We start from the raw sequence: 24091 nt of genomic DNA on the forward strand, positions 1-24091 counted from the left end.
TATGGAACAAAAGATCAAGGCTTACAACAATCTTTTAGAACTCGTAGGCAATACCCCCCTGGTAAAGCTCAATAAAATCACTCAAAACTTTAATGGTAATTATTTTGCTAAGGTAGAGTCCTTTAATCCTGGGCACTCTTCCAAGGATCGTATTGCCATGCATATTATTGAGCAAGCTGAGGAGAAGGGCATTTTAACGCCAGGCAGTACAATAATAGAGACCACTTCTGGTAATACTGGTTTTAGTATAGCCATGGTGAGCATCATTAAGGGCTACAAGTGCATTTTAGCCGTAAGTTCTAAATCCAGTAAGGACAAGATTGACATGCTACGCTCTATGGGCGCTACGGTTTATGTTTGTCCGGCCCACGTAAGTGCAGATGACCCAAGGTCATATTATGAAGTAGCAAAGAGATTGCATCAAGAAACAAAGGGCTCCATCTATATCAATCAATACTTTAATGAATTGAATATGGATGCGCATTACGCCTCTACTGGACCTGAGATTTGGGAACAGACCGGTGGACAAATCACTCATTTGGTAGCCTGTAGCGGAACTGGCGGTACAATTTCAGGAACTTCCAGGTATTTAAAAGAACAAAATCCGAATATTAAGATTATAGGTGTAGACGCCTATGGTTCTGTTTTAAAGAAGTATCATGAAACCCGGGAGTTTGATAGAAATGAAATCTACCCTTACAGAATAGAAGGTTTGGGTAAAAATTTGATTCCGGCGGCTACGGACTTTGATATAATTGACGAGTTTATAAAAGTTACGGATTCCGAGAGCGCCCATACGGCAAGGGAAATTGCAAGAACTGAAGGGATTTTTGCAGGTTATACCAGCGGTGCGGTCATGCAGGCCATAAAGCAGTTAAATGAAGAGGGCAGGTTTAAGAAATCAGACAATGTAGTTGTAATTTTTCCGGATCACGGTTCACGCTATATGAGTAAAGTTTATAGTGACCAGTGGATGGAGGACCAAGGTTTTTTTGATACGGAGTCCGTTCCAGATGGACAGAAAATACAATATGTAAAGGAATAAACTAAACGTTTTAATTTATAATCATAGCAACACCATTTGGTCGTTGCTTTTTTGTAGCCCTAATTTCTATGATTTTCGTGCTGAAAACCATACTTTTGCAGGCAGAATTTAATCGAAACGAATGCGAGATTTATTTGACAGAATTTTAGAGAACAAAGGTCCTTTGGGAAAATGGGCCTCACAGGCGGAAGGCTATTTCGTTTTTCCTAAACTTGAAGGTCCTATTTCCAATAGAATGAAGTTTCAGGGAAAGGATGTAATTACGTGGAGTATTAATGATTATCTAGGTCTTGCCAACTTACCGGAAGTTAAGAAAATAGATGGTGAAGCAGCTGCGGAATACGGTGCGGCGTATCCTATGGGTGCCCGTATGATGAGTGGCCATACAGATTACCACGAGCAGTTGCAAGATGAATTGGCTGACTTTGTTCAAAAAGAATCTGCTTATCTTTTAAATTTTGGTTATCAAGGAATGGTTTCTACCATTGATGCTTTGGTTTCAAAAGATGATATTATCGTTTATGACGTAGATTCCCATGCATGTATTATTGATGGTGTTCGCCTTCATATGGGAAAACGTTTTACGTTTAAACATAATGATATTCAAAGCCTTGAAAAAAACCTTGAGAGAGCCACTAAAATGGCAGAGCAAACAGGTGGAGGTATTTTGGTTATATCCGAAGGTGTTTTTGGAATGAGAGGGGAGCAGGGAAAACTTAAGGAAATAGTTGAGCTTAAGAAAAAATTCAAGTTCCGTCTGTTTGTTGATGACGCCCATGGTTTTGGTACCTTAGGTAAAACAGGAGCTGGAGCAGGGGAAGAGCAAGGGGTTCAAGATGAAATTGATGTTTATTTTGCCACATTTGCCAAGTCTATGGCCAGCATTGGTGCCTTTATTGCTGCGGATAAAGAAATCATTGATTATTTAAAGTACAATTTGCGTTCTCAGATGTTCGCAAAGTCCCTCCCAATGATTTATGTGAAAGGTGCGCTTAAGCGATTGGATATGCTAAGGACTATGCCAGAACTAAAAGCTAAGTTGTGGGAGAACGTGAATGCCTTGCAAAACGGATTAACAAGTAGAGGATTCAATATTGGTGATACCAATAGTTGTGTTACCCCTGTTTACTTAAACGGTAGTATTCCCGAAGCAATGGCCTTGGTAAAGGATTTAAGGGAAAATCATGGAATTTTCTGTTCCATTGTAGTATATCCGGTAATACCAAAAGGATTGATTCTATTAAGAATGATTCCAACGGCTACCCACACTATGGAAGATATTGAAGCCACTTTAGAGGCGTTTTCTGCCATACGAGAAAGGTTGACCAATGGTACGTATAAAAAACTTTCAGCAGCTGTTGCCGCCGCAATGGGGGAGTAGTTTAGAAAATTTATATAAGCTAAAAAAACGCCCCGCGGTTTGCGGGGCGCTTTTTTGTTATACTCTACTAGCGTTTATTAGGTCATTCCAAATTTTAATGGATTGTAGTTGACCGTCTAAGGGCAATCCATCTCTATTATTATAGAACTCGATAAAGGTCTCTTTAAGAGTTTGATTATCTGTTAAGTTGAGTTCTAATTTCTCTATGACCACATCCCTTGATTTATTCTTTCTGATGATGTGGTCTGATTGAACCACTTTAGAAGAAGAATATTCATTAAGAAAAACTGTATTTTCAACCAATGAACGGTCTTTTTCTTTGACAACGTACAAGTAGTTGTAATGAAGGTCTGTACCAAGTGCAAAGTCTACAAAAAATTCGTGCTTTCCCAAAGAAGTATGAGTATCCGTAGCCATTTTTGTCAAGCTCTTTTTAAGAGCTTGTTGTTTTTTGTTTTTGCTCATGTAAATAAATACGAAAGGCATCATACATAAGCTTATTAATATCGCACCCACGTATAAGGTGCCAACATCTAATTTCATTATTTTAAATTTTAGGTATTAGTAATTTGCTTCCCGAAGCGAACGAGTAGCCAATATTTGATTTTTAATAAAATCTACCTAATTATAAAAAATGATGAAATGGAAAGGCAATATCAAACGAGCTAAGCCTTAGAACTAAATTATTGGAAATAAGGAAATAATGGGTAGCTAAGGCCCTATACCAAACTTCTTTTGCAATAGATATACCTTCGCCCTTAGTAAAAAAAGAATCGTTGTGAGCCAACAGAAAAGGAACGCTACTGTTTTGTGTTAATTTTGGAAATTCAATGGCTTCCGAAAGTTGCTTTTCCGCCTTAGTAAAATTGTATACTTTATCTGGGGTATCGGTAAAGATGGATGCATTGGTATTCCATGAAGGAACTCCCCAATAACAGCCTAAACTGTAAATGAGCGCAAGTAAGAAACCCGAAAAGTTAGGTTTATTCTTATCCATGCTCAAAGGTATACACGATTACGTATTTATAAACGCAATTGGTACTTTTTTAATAAAACTTTAGAGAGTTAGATTTTCAAGGTTTCATTTACCTCGTCAAAAACTTCGGCCTTGTCCGCTAAAACGACCAAGGTGTCTTCTGCCATTATTTTGGTAGAACCATTGGGCGTTATGTAATTATTATCCCTTATTATCATGGCGATAATCGCATTTTTAGGGAAACCCAACTCCACAATTTCTTTATCTACGGCAAAGCAATGCTGTGTAACACCAATTTCTTTCATGAGCGCCTTAGGGTTCTCCGTTAGCAAAAGATCTGTGGCGGTCAATTTTTTTGCTTTTTCAGGAAGTGCTACATGCAGCCATTTAGCAAACAAAGAGAGGGTAGTTCCTTGAACCAAAACCGAGGTAACGGAAATAAAAAATACAATGTTGAATATCATATTGGCTTTCTCCACACCTGCCAAAAGGGGATAAGTGGCAAAAACTATAGGTACTGCGCCGCGCAAACCAACCCAAGAAATGTATAATCTTCTTCGCATTTTCATTTTGAAGAAAATAAGGCTTATGAATACTCCTACCGGCCTGGCTATTAAAATCAGGAAGAGGGCAGTAAGCAGACCAATACCCACAATCGGAATTATTTCTGAAGGGAACACGAGCAGACCAAGTGTTAAAAAGAGGACTATTTGCATGAGCCAGGCAAGTCCGTCAAAAACCTTCAAAATGGTCTTTTTGTGTATAATGTCTTGGTTTCCTAAGTATACGGCACAAATATAAATAGCCAAAAAGCCGTTACCTCCAATAGCATCGGTTGCCGAAAACGTTATGAACATTAGGGAAATGACCAAAACGGGGTATAAACCTTCAAAATCTAGCTTTATTTTATTGATAATGTATTTACTGATCTTACCAAAAAGAAAACCTGCGGCACCCCCCAAAATCATTTGCTGTAAAAACATGGGCAGTATGCTCCAAGCACTTTGGTCTTGATTGACTACCAAGGTCAAAAAAGCCAAAGTAAGTACATAGGCCATTGGGTCATTACTACCACTTTCTAACTCCAACGTGGGGCGTAAATTTGTTTTGAGGGCCAAACTACGGGATCGTAAAATTGAGAATACGGCAGCAGCATCGGTTGAAGAAACTATGGAACCCAATAGCATACTCTCGTAAATGGTAAAATCCGTAATAAAATATACAAAAGTTCCTAATGATAATGCCGTTAGAAGTACTCCTAATGTAGAAAGGGCTATTCCTTCCTTAAGTACCGGTTTGATGGAATTCCAGTTGGTGTCCAATCCCCCGGAAAATAGAATAAAGTTCAAGGAAACCAATCCTATAAACTGGGCAGTTTTGGGGTCATTGAATTGTATTCCCCCAATTCCCTCCGATCCTGCCAACATTCCAATACCCAAGAAGAACAACAAAATGGGAACCCCAAATTTATAGGATGTCTTACCGGCAATAATACTTATAAGAAGTAATAATGAACCAACTAAAACAATATTCTCAATGGTCAGATTCATAAATAAATTCTATAGTAGCTTCTTATAGGTACACCTACGCTTGTAAATAACCGGGTCAAAATGTTTCCACATTTGTCTAATGGCTATATTATCTTCAAGTTCCGGGGTTCTATAACACATATCAATTCCTTTTTTTTGAAAGGTCTTGTAGTATTCGTTAAAGATTATGGCTGTAACACCTTTATTTTGGTACTCCGGATGGATGCCTATTAAATAGAAAAAAACATCCTTGCTCGTTCTTTTTGCTTTTAATAGATGTAAAAAACCAAATGGAAATAGTTTGCCCTTCGCTTTTTGAAGAGCTCTAGAAAAGGAAGGCATCACAATGGCAAAAGCAACCAAGTCATCATTTTTATCAACAATGAACTTAATATATTCAGGGTTGATAAAGGAAATATATTTCTTTTTAAAATATGCTTTTTGCTCTTCGGTTATAGGGACAAACGAGGAAAGCTTGGAATAGGTCTGGTTAAAAAGGTCAAACATCTTATCAGCCAAGGGCAACACCTCCTCTGTCTTGTTAAAATTGATTTCCCTTAGGCCAAAGCGTCTTTTTACAATATTGTTCAATTTGGTAAATAGGGCAGGATCTGCATTGCTAGTAGGAAATTTATTTTCTACGTACCCTTTCTCTTTGGTCAAGCCCCACTTTTCATAGTGCTGGGGATAATATGGGAAATTATACCATGTGACCATGCTGCCAATGTGGTCAAACCCCTCTGTTAGCACACCAACCTTGTCCAAATTGTTAAACCCAACAGGACCTTCCATAAATTCGAGCCCGTTATTTTTTCCTATTTCCAAAACCTTGTCAAACAATACCTGGCTTACCTCAAAATCATCGGTAAAATCCAACCAGCCAAATCGCATTTTTTTTACGTTTTGTTCGCCCACTTCAAGGTGGTTGATAATAGCGGCAACCCTACCTACCAATTCATTGTTTTTATAAGCTAAAAAAAATTGCGCCTGGGCATTCTTAAAGGCCGGGTTTTTGTCCTTGTCAAAGGTTTCCAGTTCATCGTATATGATGGGGGGAACCCAATACGGAGAGTCTTTGTATAGGGCAAAGGGGAACTTTACGAATGTTTTAAGTTCGTCTTTTGAAACCACCTCCTTTATGGAAACCATACCTAATTGTTTGAAGCATCAATATTAGGCATAATTGAAACGAGAATAAAATTCTAAAGTCTATTTATAAGCCTTAAATAGTGAAGAAGATGTTAAAAATCGATGGCTCCATTACCACTCTTTTTTTCTTTTTTTCGCTGCTGTCTCAATTGCTTTTTGCTAGGGCCTAAATCTATGTCTTCTGCGCCGTTGCCCTCATTTTTTTTGCGCTCTTTTCGCTTTTTCTTCATATTGTTCTTCTTAATGGCACCGCCATTTTCATTTGCCTTTTGGTCATCGATGGCTTTGAGCTTATCTTTATGGAAGTCAAATCTATAGGAACCACCGGCAGTAACGAATATTCTTGAGGGCGTATCCTTAAAACTCGCTCCCAAATTAAAATCTATTTGAAGATTGTCTGTTAACAAATGCGCAATTCCACCCCGGATCAACAAATCAGAATATCTATCACTATCAATTCCCTGATGTTCCACAAAGGCACTCCATTTTGGATTTCGAAACGCATGGGAGAGTGAAATCAAATAGCTCATTTCTGGAAAATCTGTGGTGATCCGGTCATATGCAAAGTTGGTAATGAGTACAAAACGGGGCGTTAACCTACTTTGGGTGGCAATCATACCTCTATAACTAACCGTTGGGTCACCCACGTAAAACGGATTACCCACCAAATTAAATGTGGCTCCACCGTATAAGGCTACGGAAGGAATCAAGTTTTTTAATTGGAAAACATTGTTCGCCCTCCAACTATATAGATTGGGTTTGTTTCTTTCTTCGGATTTATAGCGGTCGTAAAGTAAGTATTTCAAGCCTACTCGGTTTCTTGAAAAATCACTTAGCTTGTTGGAAGTATCCAACTCTGTAAAAGTGATGTTCTGACCTTGATAAGTTCCTTCGTACGTAATTTCCAAACTTTCAAAAAGCAGCCCGTATCTCAAGGCAAAATCTGCACCCCAAATATTACTTTGGGTATTTAACAGGGTATGGTCGTTTTGTTCAAAGAAGACGCCCGTCTCCACTTGAAGGACATTTCTGCCTACGGCATAAGCACTTACTGAAAGCCCTGGCCTGTTGCTGTTGATTACATCTGTATATTGAGAAAACCCCAAGATGGGAAGTAAAAGGATTATAATATTGAATAAGTGCTTCATTTCAGTTGTTTTGACCCTGCTAAGAAAAAGAAAATAGTCATTTTGGGTATGGCTTCATTCCTTACAAATCCCATTGCTTATGGGGGTTAGGTTACTTTTTCGGAAAAATGAACCAAAGCTATTTAGCTTAATTTTAGCAGTTGTATCCTGCTATTACAACGTGAGAATCGTATTTTTGATATAATTATTGTACGAAATATGGCTTTTTTAAAAACAATCCTGGTTATCTTATTGATTTACTATCTCATAAAGATTTTAGCCAAGATGTTTGCGCCCAAAATATTCGGGTATGCAGCTAGAAAAACAGAACAGCATTTTAAGGAAAAATTCGGTGAGTTCGCACAACAGCAAAATCAGCCAGAGGAACGGGTAGGCGAGGTAATCATAGATAAAAAACCTTCACATAAAAAATCATCTTCCAAACAAGTAGGGGATTATATCGATTTTGAAGAAGTGGATTAAGGAGCTCTTATTATAGAGTTCTAAGGTAAGCCTACTTACTTTTTCCCAGATATTTCATACCTGATTATTATAGGGGGGTTAGAAGGTAAAGATAAGTTCCCTATTTTAGCCCCAACTAAAACTCCATTTCCTAGTTATGCAAAAAGGATTAAAAGCCTTCTTCGTCCATTTCTTCGTCACCGTTTTTTTTGTCATTGCCGCCTTGGCCTATTTTCATCCCGTGTTACAGGGAAAGGTAATTCAACAATCGGATATTGTTCAATATACCGGTATGGCCAAAGAACAGAATGACTATAGGAAAAAAACAGGGGAAGAACCCTATTGGACCAACAGCGCTTTTGGAGGGATGCCCACCTATCAGTTAGGAGCTTACTACCCACATGATTATGTAAAAAAACTGGACCGGATAATTAGGTTCTTACCTAGACCGGCAGATTACTTGTTTCTATACTTTATCGGTTTCTATATTTTACTTTCCTGCCTCAAGGTAGATTTTAGACTTGCTGTGGTAGGAGCCCTGGCTTTTGGATTTTCCACCTATTTGATAATCATATTGGGTGTGGGGCATAATGCCAAGGCCCACGCTTTAGGGTATGTGCCAATGCTATTAGGGGGAATTGTTCTTGTTTTTAGAAAAAAATACCTCTGGGGCTTTATTTTAACGGCGATAGCCATGGCTTTGGAAATTGGTGCCAATCATTACCAAATGACGTATTATTTTATGCTTTTGGTGCTCATTTTGGGTGTAGTGTATTTGGTTGATGCAATTAAAAAGAAGGAACTAAAGCACTTTTTTACTTCTGTAGGTATTTTGTTAGTGGCCGTTGTTTTGGGTATTGCCGCCAATGCCACTGGTCTTATGGCTACCAAGGAATATGCAAATTGGAGTACTAGGGGAAAATCACAATTGACCATTGAGCCGGATGGTGCAACTAAAGAAAACACCAACGGTTTGGACAAAGCCTACATTACCCAGTATAGTTACGGGATTGCAGAATCCTTGAATATTTTTGTCCCAAGACTTTTTGGAGGTTCGAACGGTGAAAATTTAGGAGAGAATTCTAAGAGTTATGATTTTTTGATCGATCAGGGTATTCCGCGTAGGCAGGCCCTGAATTTTTCTTCGGCGTTGCCTTTGTATTGGGGCGATCAACCTATTGTTGCGGGTCCCGCATATATTGGTGCCATCATATTTTTTCTGTTTGTGCTAGGGCTTTTTTTGGTAAAAAGCAAGGCGAGATGGTGGTTGTTAGGCGGCGTTATCATGTCACTATTACTTTCTTGGGGAAAGAATTTCCCTGTTCTCACAAATTTTATGATCGATTACTTTCCCTTGTACGATAAGTTTAGAGCGGTCTCTTCCATACAGGTTGTTCTGGAGTTATGTGCCCCCGTTTTAGGAGTTTTAGGTCTTAAAAAGTTATTTGATTCATCCGTAGATTTATCCGAAAAGATGAAAGCCCTAAAATTCTCATTTTTTATAGTGTTAGGATTAGGGGTACTTATCTTTTTAGTTAAGGGAGCTTTTGATTTTGTAGGTCCCAGTGATCAATTTCTCATTAGAAACTATGGAGATGAATTGGTTTCCCTCATTCAGGCAGATAGGAGGGCCGTTTATAATAGCGACCTATTTAGGTCTATGCTCTTCATTTTGCTTACTGCAGTTGCCTTATGGTTATACATTAAGGAGAAGTTAAATGCCAATATGGCCATTGCCGCGTTGGGTATTCTTATAGTATTGGATTTAGTGGGGGTGGGACATAGATATGTAGATGCCGATGATTTTGTGTCCAAAAAAAGTATGAACGAGCCATTTCAAGAAAGTGCGGTGGACAAGGAAATAGCTAAGGACGAAAGTATCTTTAGGGTTTTTGACCCATCCGAAGGAATCAACGGAGCAAGAACATCTTATTACCATCAATCCATAGGTGGGTATCACGCGGCAAAGCCCGCTGCGTTGGAGGATTTGTTCAGTTTTCATATTTATAAAGGAAACATGGGGGTGCTCAATATGTTGAACGTGAAGTACGTAGTTCAGCAAGACGAGGAGGGTAGAAGCTATACTGCCGTGAATCCGGATGCAAACGGAAACGCTTGGTTTGTAAGCTCGATTAAGAAGGTTGCAAATGCGGATGAGGAAATAATGGCCCTGGCAGATTTGGATACTTCCCAAGAAGCGGTAGTTTCCGAAAATAATGCGGGACAATTGAACCGTTTGGAGTTTCAGGTAGATTCCTTGGCAAAAATTACTTTAACGGATTATCAGCCTAACCATTTAGTCTACAAGTCTCGAAATGAAAATGCTGGAGTAGCGGTTTTTTCAGAAATGTATTATCCACAAGGCTGGAATGCTTACGTAGATGGTAATCTAAAAGAACATTTTAAGGTTAATTATAGCCTAAGGGCCTTACGTTTACCGGAAGGCGAACATACCATAGAGTTCAAATTTGAACCTGAAGTAGTAAAGACAGGAAGCAAAATTAACTTAGCATCTTCCATATTGTTGGGTATTGCTGTTTTTGCGGGGATTGGTTTTACTTTTTTTGTTCCCAAAAAGAAAAAGGAGGATAAATAGTTCACGGGCATCCCCAAAGCCCTGCCAGAGACACATCAGCCTATGAAAAAAGTGCTTATTGTAACTTATTATTGGCCACCGGCAGGTGGTCCTGGAGTACAGCGTTGGTTGAAATTTGTAAAGTACCTAAGGGATTTTGATGTGGAACCAATTGTTTATGTTCCGGAAAATCCGCATTATCCAATTGAGGATTCCACCTTGGAAAAAGAAGTACTAAAGGACATTAAAATTCTTAGTCAACCGCTTTTTGAACCTTATGGATTGGCCAAGATTTTTTCATCCAAAAAGACCAAAAGAATAAGCTCTGGTATTATACAGACCAAAAATCAGTCAATAGTAGAAAAATTCATGTTATGGGTGAGGGGCAATTTTTTTATTCCGGATGCTCGAAAATTCTGGGTAAAACCCTCGGTAGCATACCTTAACAATGTAATTGATGAAGAGCAAATACAGACAGTTATAACAACGGGTCCACCCCATAGTGTGCATTTAATTGGTCACCAATTAAAAAATGCCAAGTCTGTTAAGTGGGTTGCGGATTTTAGAGACCCATGGACTTCTATTGGATATCACAAGAAGTTGAAACTCACTAAGGCATCCCAAAAAAAACATAAGAACTTGGAGAGGGAAGTTTTAAATGGGGCCGACCAAATTGTTGTAACGAGTGCGACTACAAAAAAGGAATTTGAATCTCTAACTTCAAAACCCATTGAGGTAATCACCAACGGTTATGATGTAGGACCGGCCGTAGAATATTCATTGGATAGAAATTTTACTATTAGTCATATTGGATCTTTGTTAACCGGCAGAAATCCCATCAATCTTTGGAAAGCCCTATCCAGGTTGGCATCTGAAGATCCTGTTTTTAGGGCTGATTTGCAATTGGAGTTTATGGGGGTGGTAAGTAAGGACGTTATGGATAGCATGTACAAACATGAGCTGGGGCCGTACATAAAAATGCGTGGCTATGGTACCCATACAGATGCCCAGCGTAGGCAGAGGCAGTCACAATTGTTGCTATTGGTAGAAATAGATTCCCTGGAGACCAAGGGTATTATACCGGGCAAACTGTTTGAATATATGGCTGCTAAAAGACCTATCTTGGCAGTAGGCCCTAAGGATTGGGAAGTAGGTCAACTAATTAAGGAGACCAATTCTGGAGTGATTTTTGATTACGAGGACAAAGACGTTCTTATAAATCAAATTTTAGAGTGGTATGCAGAATTCAAAAAAAATAGTTTGGTGTGCCAATCAAAAAATATAGAGCAATTTAGTAGGCAGAATTTAACGGCTCATTTAGCTCAACTTTTATAGCTTACTTTGTACCGGTCTTCCGTCTCGTAAAAGGCCCTTTAAACTGGATTTTTCATGGGAATTGTCTTTAGGCAGTCGTTAAATAATTCCGTTATTACCTATGTTGGCTTTGGCATAGGAGCTCTCAATACCTTGGTGCTGTTTTTAAATTTTATGACGCCCAAGTATTATGGGCTCATACAGGTTATTCTTTCTGCGGCCGCTGTTTTAAACCCTATTCTGGCTTTTGGTGTTCCTAATACCTTGGTAAAATTTTATAGTAGTTTTAAGGATTTGCATGAAAAAAATGGCTTTTTGACATTGATGCTTTTGCTTCCTTTACTGTTTATGCTTCCTATAGCCCTTTTAACGTTCGTAGGAAATGACATGATAGGCAACTTGTTAAGTAGGGAGAACCCTATAGTTAGAGATTATGTTTGGCATATCTTCATAATAGGGATGGGCATGGCTTATTTTGAGGTTTTTTATAGCTGGGCAAGGGTTCATATGAAATCGGTATTTGGCAATTTTATGAAGGAAGTATTTTCAAGGGTTGCTGTCACCATATTGCTCTTTCTTTTATATTATGAAATCATTACGGTAGAACTATTCATTAATTTGATAGTTGGGGTGTATTTACTGCGCGTACTTGTCATGAAGCTGTATGCCTTCACCCTTTATATGCCCAAGCTGATTTTTAGCTTTCCTGAAAACACTAAGAATATCCTAGCTTATAGTGCTTTTATAATATTAGGGGGGTCGGTGGCCATAGTTTTATTGGAGGTTGATAAAGTTATGATCAATCAATTCATTCCCTTGGAAAATGTGGCATATTACAGTGTAGCTGGCTTTATTGCCATGGTGATAGCAGTCCCTTCCAGGTCCATGCATCAAATTACCTACCCTTTGACCGCACAATTGCTAAACGAAAGTGATTGGATATCTCTAAAAAGATTGTACCAAAAAAGTTCGTTAACGTTGTTTGCGGTAGCGTCCCTGATTTTTTTACTTATTCTTTTGAATTTGAATGACATGTATACCCTTTTGCCAGAAGCGTACAGAAATGGTTTTGTTATATTTATCTGGTTAGGATTGGCAAAGGTGTACGATAGTCTTTTGGGGAACAATAATTCTATCTTATACAATTCGGATTATTACCGTTCCGTATTACTACTTGGTTTGCTATTGGCTGTTCTGACCATTCTCTTAAATTTATGGCTTATACCCACATTTGGGTTGGATGGCGCAGCTATTGCAAGTTTTTCGGCATTGTTTATTTACAATACCCTCAAGCTTCTTTTTGTTAAGTGGAAATTTCAAATGCTCCCCTTTACCCTCCAAACTTGTTGGGTCTTTTTATTGTCCATAGGCACCGTTGCTATTTTTTATTTTCTCAATTTATCTTTTCATCCCATCCTAAATATCGTAGTGAGAGGAGTATTGATTTCTGTATTTTTTATTGGTGTCCTTTATAAATTTAAATTGTCAGAGGATATTTATAGGGCGGTCCGCGGGATACTTCAAAAAATTGGTTTATAGCATTTTTAACGTTCAATGCGATGCTTTTACCTTCTTAACAGATTTTGCGAAATAATTGTTAAATTTAGAGGTGTTTAATGTAATATTTTTATGTTGAAATCGTAAGTAATGGACTGTTATATTGAAGGCAATTTAAGTGCTTCCCTTTTTCCGGATATTCTTGAGGCTGCGAGTGAAGTGGAAATACTTCTTTATGCTCTTGAACCCAATTGTTATCCAAAGGGAAACAAGTCCCGTAAAGAATTGGTTATACTTACCGAAAAGGAGGTGCATCAAAAAAAAGATTGTCTAATTGGTTCGGGGTTTACGGATGGCGAAGGAAATTATTCAGTAAAAGTTCCGGAAGAATATATGGATGAAGCCATTTGCATTGATTTCAAACTCTTAAAAGCGCCGCGACAGAAGTCTACCAAACACAAGCCAATACAAATTAACGTAAGAACATTGAAGCCTGTTTGGCGTATAAATGATTACGGTAAGGTGTATAAATACAATTATTCGTTTCCATTTGAATTTTGGTATCGCATCCGAACTCTTTTTGATGCCTGGACCATTTACGGAAGGATCAACCTTACCAACCCAACCAATAAAGAACTTTCAGGTTACAAGGTAATTGCCATGGATGTTGATTGGATAAAGGATGATTTTTTGGGTGAGGCAATCACTGATTTAAACGGAAATTTTAGAATTGACTATGACAGTTCGGATTTTAAAGTAACATTTTTAACTCCCCTAATAAATATTGAGACTCCTATCAGGGCCATTCCAGGACCCGGTGTCTATTTTAAAGTGTTGGATGAGTACGATACAGAGGTCTACGTAGAGGATAGGAAAATGGGGCACTCAGATACCAGGAAGAATATACACAGAAGCTATTTTGTGAAATTGGAATTGAACCCAGTTTTTGCATCCAATCCAAGAAAAATGTAGTCACATCAGGTCAACTTACATTTTTTAATTCTTCATGTAAAAAAATAAGGTTAAGTTAGGGCAGCTCTTACCATTTTAAGCTTTTAATTTTTATGGCAACTGAAGACTTGACAAGAAAGGTGTCCCTAACCGGGTCGTTACAATTTACAGATCTAAAATTGGGTGAACCCATGGATTACGCTGCCGGAAAACTCGGTGTAAAAGAAGCATTGAAACATGGGTTTAAAGAAATGGGAATTGTGCGCTCAATGAGGGCTTTATTGGAAATGAACCAAGAAGATGGTTTTGATTGTCCCAGCTGTGCATGGCCCAACCCAGAAAACCCTTCACCTATAGCGGAGTATTGCGAGAACGGGGCCAAAGCTCTTGCGGATGAAGCTACCACCGAGAAAATTGGAGCCTCGTTTTTCAAAAAGTATTCAGTGGAGGAACTTTCCCAATTAAGCGATTATCAACTCAATAAATTTGGAAGACTAACGGAACCCATGGTTTTAAGGCCTGGAAGTGTTCTTTACGAGCCCATTTCTTGGCAGGAAGCCTATGAACTTATCTCAAAAGAGCTTCAGCAATTGGATCACCCAGATGAAGCCATATTTTACACCAGTGGAAGGTCCAGTAATGAGGCTGCCTTTCTTTATGGTATGTTCGCAAGGGCCTATGGTACCAATAACATGCCCGACTGTTCCAATATGTGCCACGAATCAAGTGGGGTTGCCCTATCCGAAACTTTGGGAATAGGGAAGGGGTCTACCAAGTTAGAGGACCTTTATAATGCCGAAGTAGTGATCATTGCAGGTCAAAATCCGGGAACCAATCATCCTAGAATGCTTTCCGCGCTGGAAAAATGTAAGGAGAATGGAGGGAAGGTGATTAGTATAAATCCTTTACAAGAGGCAGGTTTGGTAAGTTTTAAAAACCCTCAAAACCTTAAAGGGTTGGTAGGAAGCGGTGAAGCTATGGCCGATTTACATTTGCCTGTTAGAATTAATCAGGATATTCCTTTGGTTAAACTCATTTTAAAAAAACTGGCCAAGAAAGACGCTGAAGACAAAAAGGTTTTTGATCACCAATTTATAAGCACATACGTACAAGGGTATGAGGCTCTGATGGAAGATTTGGCCCAATATGATGAACAAAATCTTTTGAGGAGATGTGGTGTAGAGGAAGAAAAAATTGACCAGTTGGTAGATTGGTTATCCGTAAAGAATGACATTGTAGTTTGCTGGGCCATGGGGCTTACACAGCATAAAAATGGGGTGGAGAATATTAGGGAATTTGTTAACCTATTACTGTTGAAAGGAGCTTTAGGAAAATCCAATGCCGGTACTTGCCCCGTACGTGGACATAGTAATGTACAAGGAGACCGTAGTGTTGGAATTATGCATTATGTGGATGAAAAATTAAATGAACGGATAAAGGAACATCTCGGTTTTACGGCTCCGGACAAAGAAGGGGTAGACACTGTAGGCGCCATAAAATCTATGCATGAAGGCAAGGGTAAGGTTTTTATATGCTTGGGCGGAAATTTTTTAATGGCTGCCAACGATACGGAATATACGGCCCAAGCCATTTCCAATTGTTCTTTAACGGTACAGATAAGTACAAAATTGAACAGAACTCACTTGGTTACCGGTAAAACGGCTTTGATTCTACCCACTTTTGGTCGTTCGGAGAAAGATTTGAAGGATGGAAACCTACGATTTCAGACCATGGAGGACAGTATGGGTAGGGTTAGGCAGTCGCGCGGTTTACTAAAGCCGGCATCGGAACATATTAAAAGTGAACCAGAATTAATAGCGGAATTGGCTCATACCTATTTTAATGGAAAACACAGTGTAGATTGGATGGCACTTTCCAAGGATTTTGATTTGGTAAGAAACTATATTGATAAAGTTGCCAAAGGTTTTGATGATACTACCAAGCGGTCTAAGGGTGTGGGCTATTATTTACCCAATAATGTGCGTAATTTGGATTTTAGTATGCTACCTAATGGAAAAGCACAGATCACTATAAATAAGCTTCCTGAAGATAATTTAAAGGAGGAGGAGTATCTTCTGATGACCATACGATCCCATGATCAATTTAATACAACTATTTATGGTTTGGATGATAGGTATCGTGGGGTGTATAATGAGAGAAGAGTGTTGTTTATGAATCCGAAGGATATGAAAACCAGAGGTTTTAAAAAGCGGGATGTGGTGAATATTAGCAGTCATTATGATAGTACTTTGAGAACGGCCTATAAATTTCTGGTTGTTCCATATGACATCCCCAAAGGTAATTTGGCCGCTTATTTTCCGGAAACTAATGTATTGGTACCTTATAATCAGTTTGCGGATAGAAGTAAGACCCCCATTAGTAAATCCGTAAAGGTTACTTTGGCAAAAAACAGTTAGGATTATATAAAAACCCCCGCAGCAGATACTATCTACTGCGGGGGCAAACAACTAACCAACCTAAAAACTACTTTTAATACCTTCTGGTACTTCTTGAAGAGCTTGACCTTGCGGTGGCACTTCTTTGTGTACGAGTAGGTGTTTTTCTTATTTTTCTTTGACTGGAACTTTTGGTTACGGCATTGCTACCCCTACTTCTAGCGGTAGGTTGCTTTACCGTAGTTCTCTTTCTTGGTGTATTGTAACTCTTTGTAGTCCTGGTAACGGTTCTCATTGCCGGAGTTCTGGTAACCGTTCTTTTGGTTACCGTATTTCCTCTTGGAGAAGTTGCCGTGGTACTTCTTCTGGTTACTGTATTTCCATTTCTGTCCGTATAAGTACTTCTTTTCACCGTTCTATTGGCAGTAGAATTTACTCTCTTACTTTCGCCTTTACGGATCGTAGTAGAGCGAGTAGCTCTATTTTGGACAATAGCCTTATTGTTTCTGTCCGTACGCACATTGTTGCTTCTTACGTTATTATTATTTCTACTGGCCACAGATCGGCTATTACTTCTTACCGTAGTATTTCTAACCGCTACTCTACGGTCGTTTCTGTAAATTTTAGCTCTTTCTTTTCTGATCTGGTTCCTCCTATAATCTCTTCCAATTTTAGCATATGCTCTTCTCTTATTAAATCTATAGGGTTTGTAGTATGTATATCTAACAGGGGTATAATACCTTCTATATGGTCTATTGAATACTAAGCAGAATCCAACCGCCGGTCTTATAAACAAAGAGTGAAATGGTCTAAAAACATAACGCCTGTTGTAAACGTTGATAAAGCCGGTGTGGTAATCATAAAATCCTCTAGCATTGTAGTATACATTCATGCCTCCAAGTCTACGTAAACGTCCGTTTCTATAGGTGATATCAACATCTCCTACTTGAGTAACACGTCCGTAATAATCATAGAAAATAGGAATGTTCTCTACTTGGATTACGGCACCGTAGTCATCGTATTGCACGTATGGATTGTAGTCAAATCCGGAATTGAAGGTAATCCCATTTCTTCTTCCATTTACATATCTATCGATATAAAAATCAAATTCGCCATCTGGATATACTGAAAACGTAATGCCTTCTTCAACAAAAATAAAAGCGTCGTTGTACCTATAAGCATTGCGTTCTGCAACCTTATCTTCTGTACTGATAGCCAAAGCAGCAGAACTGCTCATAATCAAGGCTGAAAATAGTAGTACCAATTTTTTCATGATATAAGGTTTTAAATTCCTGAATGCAATTATTTACATTCACCATGAAATAAACAAACAGCGTGCCAAAAAAAAGCAGATAATCTTAAGATATTGATTTTTAGTTGCTTAAATCGTAAATGGGTGGGGTTTTAGAACGAATTTTTTTATCTTTTCATAAAAGATGAAAGCTTGATTCAGAGAAATTATAGTTTTTCGGCCAGGTATTTTGCGGTAAAGGATTTGTTATTTTTAACTACCTCCTCCGGCGTTCCCGTAACCAATAAATCGCCTCCATTTTCTCCTCCTTCGGGACCCAGATCAACAATATAATCCGCACATTTAATGAGTTCAATGTTATGTTCGATCACCACTACAGAATGTCCTTTTTCTATAAGAGCATCAAAAGATTTAAGTAGTTTTTTAATATCGTGAAAATGTAGACCCGTGGTAGGTTCATCAAAAATGAAAAGTGCTTTGTCCTTGGTGGTTCCTTTCACCAAAAAGGAAGCTAGTTTAATTCTTTGCGCCTCACCACCGGAAAGGGTGGAGGAAGATTGACCCAAAGTAACGTAGCCCAAACCAACATCTTGTAGCGGCCTGAGTTTAGTTACAATTCGTTTTTGCTTGTGCAGTTCAAAAAAAGCGATGGCATCCTCAATGGTCATGTTCAGAACATCGTCAATATTGGCATCGTTAAATTTTACCTCAAGTACTTCTTTTTTAAATCGTTTGCCATGGCAGGTATCGCATTCAAGATGAACATCTGCCATAAATTGCATCTCAACAGTAATTTCGCCCTCACCCTTACATTTTTCACATCGGCCGCCATCAACATTAAAAGAAAAATGTTTTGCTTGATAGGCTCTTATTTTGGATAATTTCTGAGAAGCAAAAAGATTTCTTATGTCATCATAAGCCTTAATGTAAGTTACCGGATTTGATCTAGAAGACCTTCCAATAGGGTTTTGGTCTACAAATTCTACATGTTTGATATTTTTGAACTGCCCTTCAAAACTACTGTACTGCCCCGTTTTTTCACCATACCCACCGGTTTCCTTAAGTATGATAGGATAAAGTAATTTTTTTACCAACGTACTTTTTCCGCTACCGGACACTCCGGTAACAACTGTTAGCATATTTAAAGGAAAGGTTACATCTATATTTTTAAGGTTGTTCTCCCTTGCGCCAAGTATTTTGATAAAATCTTTGGATGTTCTCCTTTTCTTTGGAACTTCTATTTCTTTGGATCCGTTGAGGTACCCGGCGGTAAGGGAATTTGATTTTAAAACTTTGGTAAGGGGACCATATGCCACAACTTCACCTCCATGGCTTCCCGCTTCCGGGCCAATATCTATTACTTCGTCTGCTGCTTTCATGATATCCTCATCATGCTCAACTACAATGACCGTATTTCCTAAGTCCCTTAAGGAGAGGAGTACCTCAATAAGGTTTTCCGTATCCTTGGGATGTAAGCCAATACTAGGTTCATCCAAGATATACATACTCCCCACGAGGCTACTTCCCAAGGAGGTGGCCAAATTGATCCGTTGGCTCTCCCCACCGGAAAGGGAATTGCTCTTTCTATTTAAGGTAAGATAACTTAGGCCTACCTTTAACAGGAAGCCTAATCTGGTGTTGATCTCTTTAAGTAATCTGGAAGCAATTTTTTCGTCATTTGGGCTTAGGTTCAGCTCTTCAAAAAACGGAATGAGCCGTTTTATGGGAAGTTCAACCAAATCTGATATACTCTTACCATCAATTTTTACATAATCCGTTTCTTTTCTAAGCCGTTTCCCTTTACAGACATCGCATTTGGTTTTACCCCTATAGCGGGAAAGCATTACCCTATTCTGAATTTTATAACTCTTTTCCTCTAGGGATTCAAAAAATTTATGGATGCCGATAAAATGGTCGTTACCGCCCCAAACCAATTGTTTTTGTTTATCCGTAAGTTCAAACCAGGGTTTGTGTATTGGAAAGTCAAATTTATAGGCCGAGTTTACAAGTTGATCTCGGTACCAACCCATAGTTTCCCCTCTCCAAGGTGAAACGGCATTATCATAAACTGAAATGCCCGTATTGGGGATAACTAAATCTTCATCTATTCCAATTACGTCTCCATAGCCTTCACATTTAGGACATGCCCCATAAGGATTGTTAAAGCTGAAAAGATGTACGTTGGGCTCTAGAAATGTGAGTCCGTCTAGCTCAAATTTATTGCTAAACGGGGTTTGTTTTCCATTCTGTAATTCTTCTATGATACATTCTCCCTTACCTTCAAAGAAAGCGGTATCTACGGCATTGGCCAATCTATTATAAAAATCTTCATCATCTTTAACGATGACCCTGTCTACCACTAAATAAAAATCACGGTCTAGATTTTTAGGAGCATTATCTATGCGAAAAACCTCACCTTTATATTGAATACGGGCATATCCTTGTTTACTCAGTAATTGAAGGGATTTACCAACTTCACGGTTTTCGGGAATGTGAATAGGGGCCAATAGGAGTAGCTTGGTACCCTCATCAAAAGTTTTTATATGCTCTACAACATCCGTAACCGAATCCTTTTTTACTTGTCTTCCAGAAATTGGGGAATAGGTCTTACCAATCCTTGCGTACAACAATTTAAGATAGTCGTAAATTTCAGTGGTTGTTCCCACTGTAGAACGAGGATTGGTAGAGTTTACCTTTTGCTCAATGGCAATGGCCGGGGCAATACCTTTTATATATTCTACTTTAGGTTTGTCAAGTTTGCCAAGAAACTGCCTAGCGTAGGAAGATAAGCTTTCTACATATCTTCGCTGTCCTTCGGCATAGAGGGTATCAAAGGCTAAACTGGATTTCCCCGACCCAGAGAGGCCCGTTATCACTACTAATTTGTTTCTGGGAATGACAACATCTATATTCTTTAGGTTGTGAAGGTTAGCTCCTTTAATGATGATGTTTTCCTTGGGGTTGACGTCTAGATTCACTGTCATTTTCATATATCTTATGCAAAGATACAATGAACCTTTATAATTACTGACTCGTATGTTATATAGGAGTGCTCAAAAGATGAAGTTGGAAAGAATTTTGTAGGTAATACTTAATTTTTTCTATATTTGAATCTAACAAAACGTTAAGACGCCTATAGTATACTATTACTTTTTTAAAATTTAAGCCAGTTTTATCACCACACCTTCTCTTCAATAACAGGTGTTGTGTTTTAATTTAAAAAGTAATAGCTATGGATGTACAACTAGAAGATTCCGTTCTAATCAAAAAATATGTTTCCGGTGATGAAAAAGCTCTGGAAGCACTCATAGACAAGCACAATCAACGACTTAGTAGTTTTATTTACTCCAAGGTAAACAGTAGGGACATTACCGAGGACATTTTTCAAGATACCTTTATTAAGGTAATAAAAACCCTAAGAAGGGGTACTTATAATGAAGAAGGAAAATTTCTACCGTGGGTCATGAGAATTGCCCATAACCTAATTATTGATCATTTTAGAAAAAGTAGCAGAATGCCCATGTACGATGGTTCTAATACTTTCGATATCTTTTCATTTATAGGTGATGATAAACTCAATGTTGAGCACCAGATTATAAAAGATCAAATTGATTTGGATTTGGGGGTCTTGATAAACGAATTGCCAGCAGACCAAAGAGATGTTTTGGTCATGCGTATCTATAAGGATATGAGTTTTAAGGAAATTTCTGAAAATACAGGGGTAAGTATTAATACGGCATTGGGAAGAATGCGCTACGCACTTATTAATCTTAGAAAGATCATTGAGCAAAATGATATTGTTTTAACGATTTAATGGACCATAGGTCGAACGTATTCATTATATTTATATTCACGGCGTTATTATGCAGTAACAATACTGGATATAGATATGGAAAAAATTTACTCTGCGAATCGAAGAAAAGAAAATGAATTAAAGGCTAGTGATAGAACAGTTAAGTTCTTATTGGATTATTCTAAATCCTTAAAAGTAACGGAAGCCAAAGGAATTAAGTTTGAATCTAATATGAACTAGATTTAAAAACTTCAACATTTAAGAAAGGTCTTGATAGCTAAATCAAGGCCTTTTTTTATTGTAACTAGTTTATTTTCAACCTAGTTGAGCGATAACAGTCACCTTTATCCTCTAGTATAAAAGAATTTAAAGGGTAAAAACCAAGAATATTTCTCCAGTTCAAGTGAAAATCAACGCACTTGTATTCCATTTATTTTATAGAAAACAGAAAATGTAGGTTTTCACATCAGAAACTGGCAGTTTGACAACATTGTTTTCTCAACAACCCTCAATCTTTCTAGTTTTATATCAGAATTAAACAAGCTATCCCTCAAAGGATTAACAGAAAAATTAACTAATGACCTTATAGCAATCTTATTTGGTTGCTCAAATCTAAAAAAAGCACGCATGAACCTACAGACCGAAGACTCAGTACTAGTTAGAGATTACATTTCAGGTGATGAAAAAGCCCTGGAGATTTTAATCAATCGTCACAACCAAAGAATTACGAGTTTCATTTACTCTAAAGTTTTGGATAGGGATATTACCGAAGATATCTTTCAGGATACCTTTATTAAAGTAATCAAAACCCTTAAAAAAGGAAGTTATAGTGAAGAGGGTAAATTTTTACCTTGGGTAATGAGAATAGCTCATAACCTAATTATAGACCACTTTAGGAAGAACAAAAGAATGCCAATGTTCGAGGGAAATGATGATTTTAACATTTTTTCCGTAATTGGTGATGAAAAATTGAATGCAGAAAAGCAATTGATCAAAGACCAGATCGATAGCGACCTTAGGACCCTGGTTGAAGAGTTGCCAGATGACCAGAGAGAAGTTCTTATCATGCGTATCTACAGAGATATGAGCTTTAAAGAGATTTCAGAAAATACAGGAGTAAGCATAAATACCGCACTAGGTAGAATGAGATATGCTTTAATCAACCTCAGAAAAATTATTGAAAAGAACAATATTGTTTTAACAAATTAAGAAGGTCACAAAATTAAATAACAATATTTCCTATGTAGTTGCGTTATCCTTAGTATAACTATGCTACTGATATGGAAAAAATCTACTCTGAGAACCTTGAAAGAGGTAAGTTTGTAAAGACAAGTGCTGAGACAATCCGGTTTTTATTGGATTTCTCCAAACAATTTCATGTAACGGAATATAAAGAATTCTGTTTTGAAAACAGTTTAAACTAAAACAAGAAAGCCCCAGTTTATTGGGGCTTTCTTGTTTTTAGATATTCATAAAGTACAGTTTTTCTTCCAATGGTTTTGGTGATGATGTCTTTATCCAAATTCCATCCCCGGGCGGGTGAATATTCACGACCATACCAGATAATTTGCAAGTGAAGGTCGTTCCACAATTCTTTGGGAAACAATCTCTTTGCATCTTTTTCTGTTTGAACAACATTTTTTCCGTTGGAAAAACCCCAGCGGTACATTAAACGGTGAATATGGGTATCTACAGGAAATGCTGGAATGCCAAACGCTTGGGAAACCACTACACTTGCCGTTTTATGGCCAACTGCGGGCAGCTCTTCCAATAGCTCAATCTCTTTTGGAACCTCTCCATTATACTTTTCTATTAATATGTGTGATAATCCATGAATACCTTTGGATTTCATTGGGGATAGACCTACAGGTTTAATAATTTCCCTTATCTCCTCTACGGATAGTTTCACCATATCAAATGGGTTATCCGCTTTTTCAAAAAGTAACGGTGTGATCTGATTGACCCTTACATCTGTACTTTGCGCAGACATAAGAACCGCAATCAACAGGGTATATGGGTCTTTATGGTCTAAGGGAACCGGGATTTCCGGGTAAAGTTCTTGTAAGGTCCGTATAACAAATGTAACCTTTTCGGCTTTCGTCATTTTTACTTAGTTTCGTTAAAAAAATAACTGATTTGCGAAGGTAAATTAAAATAAGAAACATATGTTGAAAGTAGGGGATAGTGTACCTGATTTTATTTCCAAAGATCAAGATGGTACCATCATAAAATTATCGGATTATAAGGGACAAAAATTGATTGTTTTTTTCTACCCAAGAGCCAACACACCAGGGTGTACTGCTGAGGCGTGTAATTTACGTGACAATTATAATGCCTTAAAAGCTGCAGGTTATGAACTTTTAGGGGTAAGTGAGGATACAGAAAAGAAGCAATCCAATTTTAAAAGTAAATACGAATTACCTTTTCCCTTATTGGCGGATGAAGACCATTCCGTTATTAATGCGTTTGGGGTTTGGGGCCCCAAGAAATTTATGGGAAGAGAGTTCGAAGGAATTTTAAGGACTACATTTTTAATTGATGAAAATGGAGTAGTGGAAAGGGTTATTGAAAAAGTGAAGACTAAAGACCACGCCTCTCAAATACTGGATGCCTAAAACAAAAAAGTCCCGAAATATATTTCGGG

Annotated in this window: 20 protein-coding genes; 12 read left to right on the plus strand and 8 right to left on the minus strand. The window is 38.0% G+C overall.

The features are described 5' to 3' along the window. Nucleotide 1: 1 nt before the first annotated feature. Both IL355_RS15655 and IL355_RS15660 read left to right on the plus strand, forming a co-directional pair. On the plus strand, nucleotides 2–1045 hold the full coding sequence (locus tag IL355_RS15655) for a PLP-dependent cysteine synthase family protein (RefSeq protein ID WP_192463048.1): 1044 nt from the start codon (nucleotides 2–4) through the stop codon (nucleotides 1043–1045). 121 nt (nucleotides 1046–1166) lie between these two features. Beyond that, on the plus strand, nucleotides 1167–2426 hold the full coding sequence (locus IL355_RS15660) for an aminotransferase class I/II-fold pyridoxal phosphate-dependent enzyme (RefSeq protein ID WP_192463049.1): 1260 nt from the start codon (nucleotides 1167–1169) through the stop codon (nucleotides 2424–2426). A gap of 57 nt (nucleotides 2427–2483) precedes the next feature. Here the strand turns inward: IL355_RS15660 and IL355_RS15665 are convergent, their stop codons facing one another. From IL355_RS15665 to IL355_RS15685, 5 genes are all read right to left on the minus strand, one after another. Next, nucleotides 2484–2969: a hypothetical protein gene (locus tag IL355_RS15665; protein WP_192463050.1), complete on the minus strand. Its 486-nt coding sequence runs from the start codon at nucleotides 2967–2969 to the stop codon at nucleotides 2484–2486. 82 nt (nucleotides 2970–3051) lie between these two features. Next, a complete protein-coding gene (locus tag IL355_RS15670) occupies nucleotides 3052–3423 on the minus strand; it encodes a hypothetical protein (protein WP_192463051.1) in 372 nt (123 codons plus the stop codon). 68 nt (nucleotides 3424–3491) lie between these two features. Beyond that, entirely contained in the window at nucleotides 3492–4952 is a 1461-nt protein-coding gene (locus IL355_RS15675; RefSeq protein ID WP_192463052.1) for a potassium/proton antiporter, read from the minus strand. Nucleotides 4953–4961: 9 nt separating this feature from the next. Beyond that, entirely contained in the window at nucleotides 4962–6080 is a 1119-nt protein-coding gene (locus IL355_RS15680; RefSeq protein WP_192463053.1) for a GTP cyclohydrolase, read from the minus strand. A gap of 92 nt (nucleotides 6081–6172) precedes the next feature. After that, nucleotides 6173–7228, minus strand: a complete 1056-nt coding sequence (locus IL355_RS15685; RefSeq protein ID WP_192463054.1) for a transporter — start codon at nucleotides 7226–7228, stop codon at nucleotides 6173–6175. 198 nt (nucleotides 7229–7426) lie between these two features. Here IL355_RS15685 and IL355_RS15690 point away from each other — a divergent pair, with 198 nt between their 5' ends. The 6 genes from IL355_RS15690 (at nucleotide 7427) to IL355_RS15715 (ending at nucleotide 16423) form a co-directional block, all read left to right on the plus strand. Then, nucleotides 7427–7690, plus strand: a complete 264-nt coding sequence (locus IL355_RS15690; protein ID WP_192463055.1) for a DUF4834 family protein — start codon at nucleotides 7427–7429, stop codon at nucleotides 7688–7690. Between the two features lie 136 nt (nucleotides 7691–7826). After that, nucleotides 7827–10265, plus strand: a complete 2439-nt coding sequence (locus IL355_RS15695) for a YfhO family protein (RefSeq protein ID WP_192463056.1) — start codon at nucleotides 7827–7829, stop codon at nucleotides 10263–10265. A 42-nt stretch (nucleotides 10266–10307) separates the two neighbouring features. Next, nucleotides 10308–11579, plus strand: a complete 1272-nt coding sequence (locus IL355_RS15700; RefSeq protein ID WP_192463057.1) for a glycosyltransferase family 4 protein — start codon at nucleotides 10308–10310, stop codon at nucleotides 11577–11579. 54 nt (nucleotides 11580–11633) lie between these two features. Further along, the gene (locus IL355_RS15705; protein ID WP_192463058.1) at nucleotides 11634–13097 is read left to right on the plus strand and encodes a lipopolysaccharide biosynthesis protein; all 1464 of its coding nucleotides are present in this window, start codon (nucleotides 11634–11636) and stop codon (nucleotides 13095–13097) included. 108 nt (nucleotides 13098–13205) lie between these two features. Continuing rightward, nucleotides 13206–14027, plus strand: coding sequence for a hypothetical protein (locus IL355_RS15710; RefSeq protein WP_192463059.1), 822 nt, complete (start codon nucleotides 13206–13208; stop codon nucleotides 14025–14027). Nucleotides 14028–14119: 92 nt separating this feature from the next. Further along, nucleotides 14120–16423: an FdhF/YdeP family oxidoreductase gene (locus IL355_RS15715; protein WP_192463060.1), complete on the plus strand. Its 2304-nt coding sequence runs from the start codon at nucleotides 14120–14122 to the stop codon at nucleotides 16421–16423. A gap of 73 nt (nucleotides 16424–16496) precedes the next feature. Here IL355_RS15715 and IL355_RS15720 read toward each other — a convergent pair whose 3' ends face one another. Both IL355_RS15720 and uvrA read right to left on the minus strand, forming a co-directional pair. After that, entirely contained in the window at nucleotides 16497–17675 is a 1179-nt protein-coding gene (locus IL355_RS15720; protein ID WP_192463061.1) for a hypothetical protein, read from the minus strand. Nucleotides 17676–17860: 185 nt separating this feature from the next. After that, complete coding sequence (uvrA, locus tag IL355_RS15725; RefSeq protein ID WP_192463062.1) at nucleotides 17861–20638, minus strand: excinuclease ABC subunit UvrA; 2778 nt, start codon at nucleotides 20636–20638, stop codon at nucleotides 17861–17863. Between the two features lie 248 nt (nucleotides 20639–20886). On the opposite strand from uvrA, the gene IL355_RS15730 reads away from it, so the two are divergent. From IL355_RS15730 to IL355_RS15740, 3 genes are all read left to right on the plus strand, one after another. Next, nucleotides 20887–21468: an RNA polymerase sigma factor gene (locus IL355_RS15730; RefSeq protein WP_192463063.1), complete on the plus strand. Its 582-nt coding sequence runs from the start codon at nucleotides 20887–20889 to the stop codon at nucleotides 21466–21468. 606 nt (nucleotides 21469–22074) lie between these two features. After that, nucleotides 22075–22656 carry an RNA polymerase sigma factor gene (locus tag IL355_RS15735; protein ID WP_187458183.1) on the plus strand — a complete coding sequence of 194 codons (582 nt, stop codon included), beginning with the start codon at nucleotides 22075–22077 and terminating at the stop codon, nucleotides 22654–22656. 71 nt (nucleotides 22657–22727) lie between these two features. Continuing rightward, nucleotides 22728–22871 carry a hypothetical protein gene (locus IL355_RS15740; protein WP_187458184.1) on the plus strand — a complete coding sequence of 48 codons (144 nt, stop codon included), beginning with the start codon at nucleotides 22728–22730 and terminating at the stop codon, nucleotides 22869–22871. A 17-nt stretch (nucleotides 22872–22888) separates the two neighbouring features. Here the strand turns inward: IL355_RS15740 and IL355_RS15745 are convergent, their stop codons facing one another. After that, nucleotides 22889–23551, minus strand: coding sequence for an endonuclease III domain-containing protein (locus IL355_RS15745; RefSeq protein ID WP_192463064.1), 663 nt, complete (start codon nucleotides 23549–23551; stop codon nucleotides 22889–22891). Nucleotides 23552–23612: 61 nt separating this feature from the next. Here IL355_RS15745 and bcp point away from each other — a divergent pair, with 61 nt between their 5' ends. Beyond that, on the plus strand, nucleotides 23613–24062 hold the full coding sequence (gene bcp, locus IL355_RS15750; RefSeq protein WP_187458186.1) for a thioredoxin-dependent thiol peroxidase: 450 nt from the start codon (nucleotides 23613–23615) through the stop codon (nucleotides 24060–24062). Nucleotides 24063–24091 lie beyond the last annotated feature (29 nt).

The organism is Euzebyella saccharophila, from assembly GCF_014855495.1.
Lineage (GTDB): Bacteria > Bacteroidota > Bacteroidia > Flavobacteriales > Flavobacteriaceae > Euzebyella > Euzebyella saccharophila.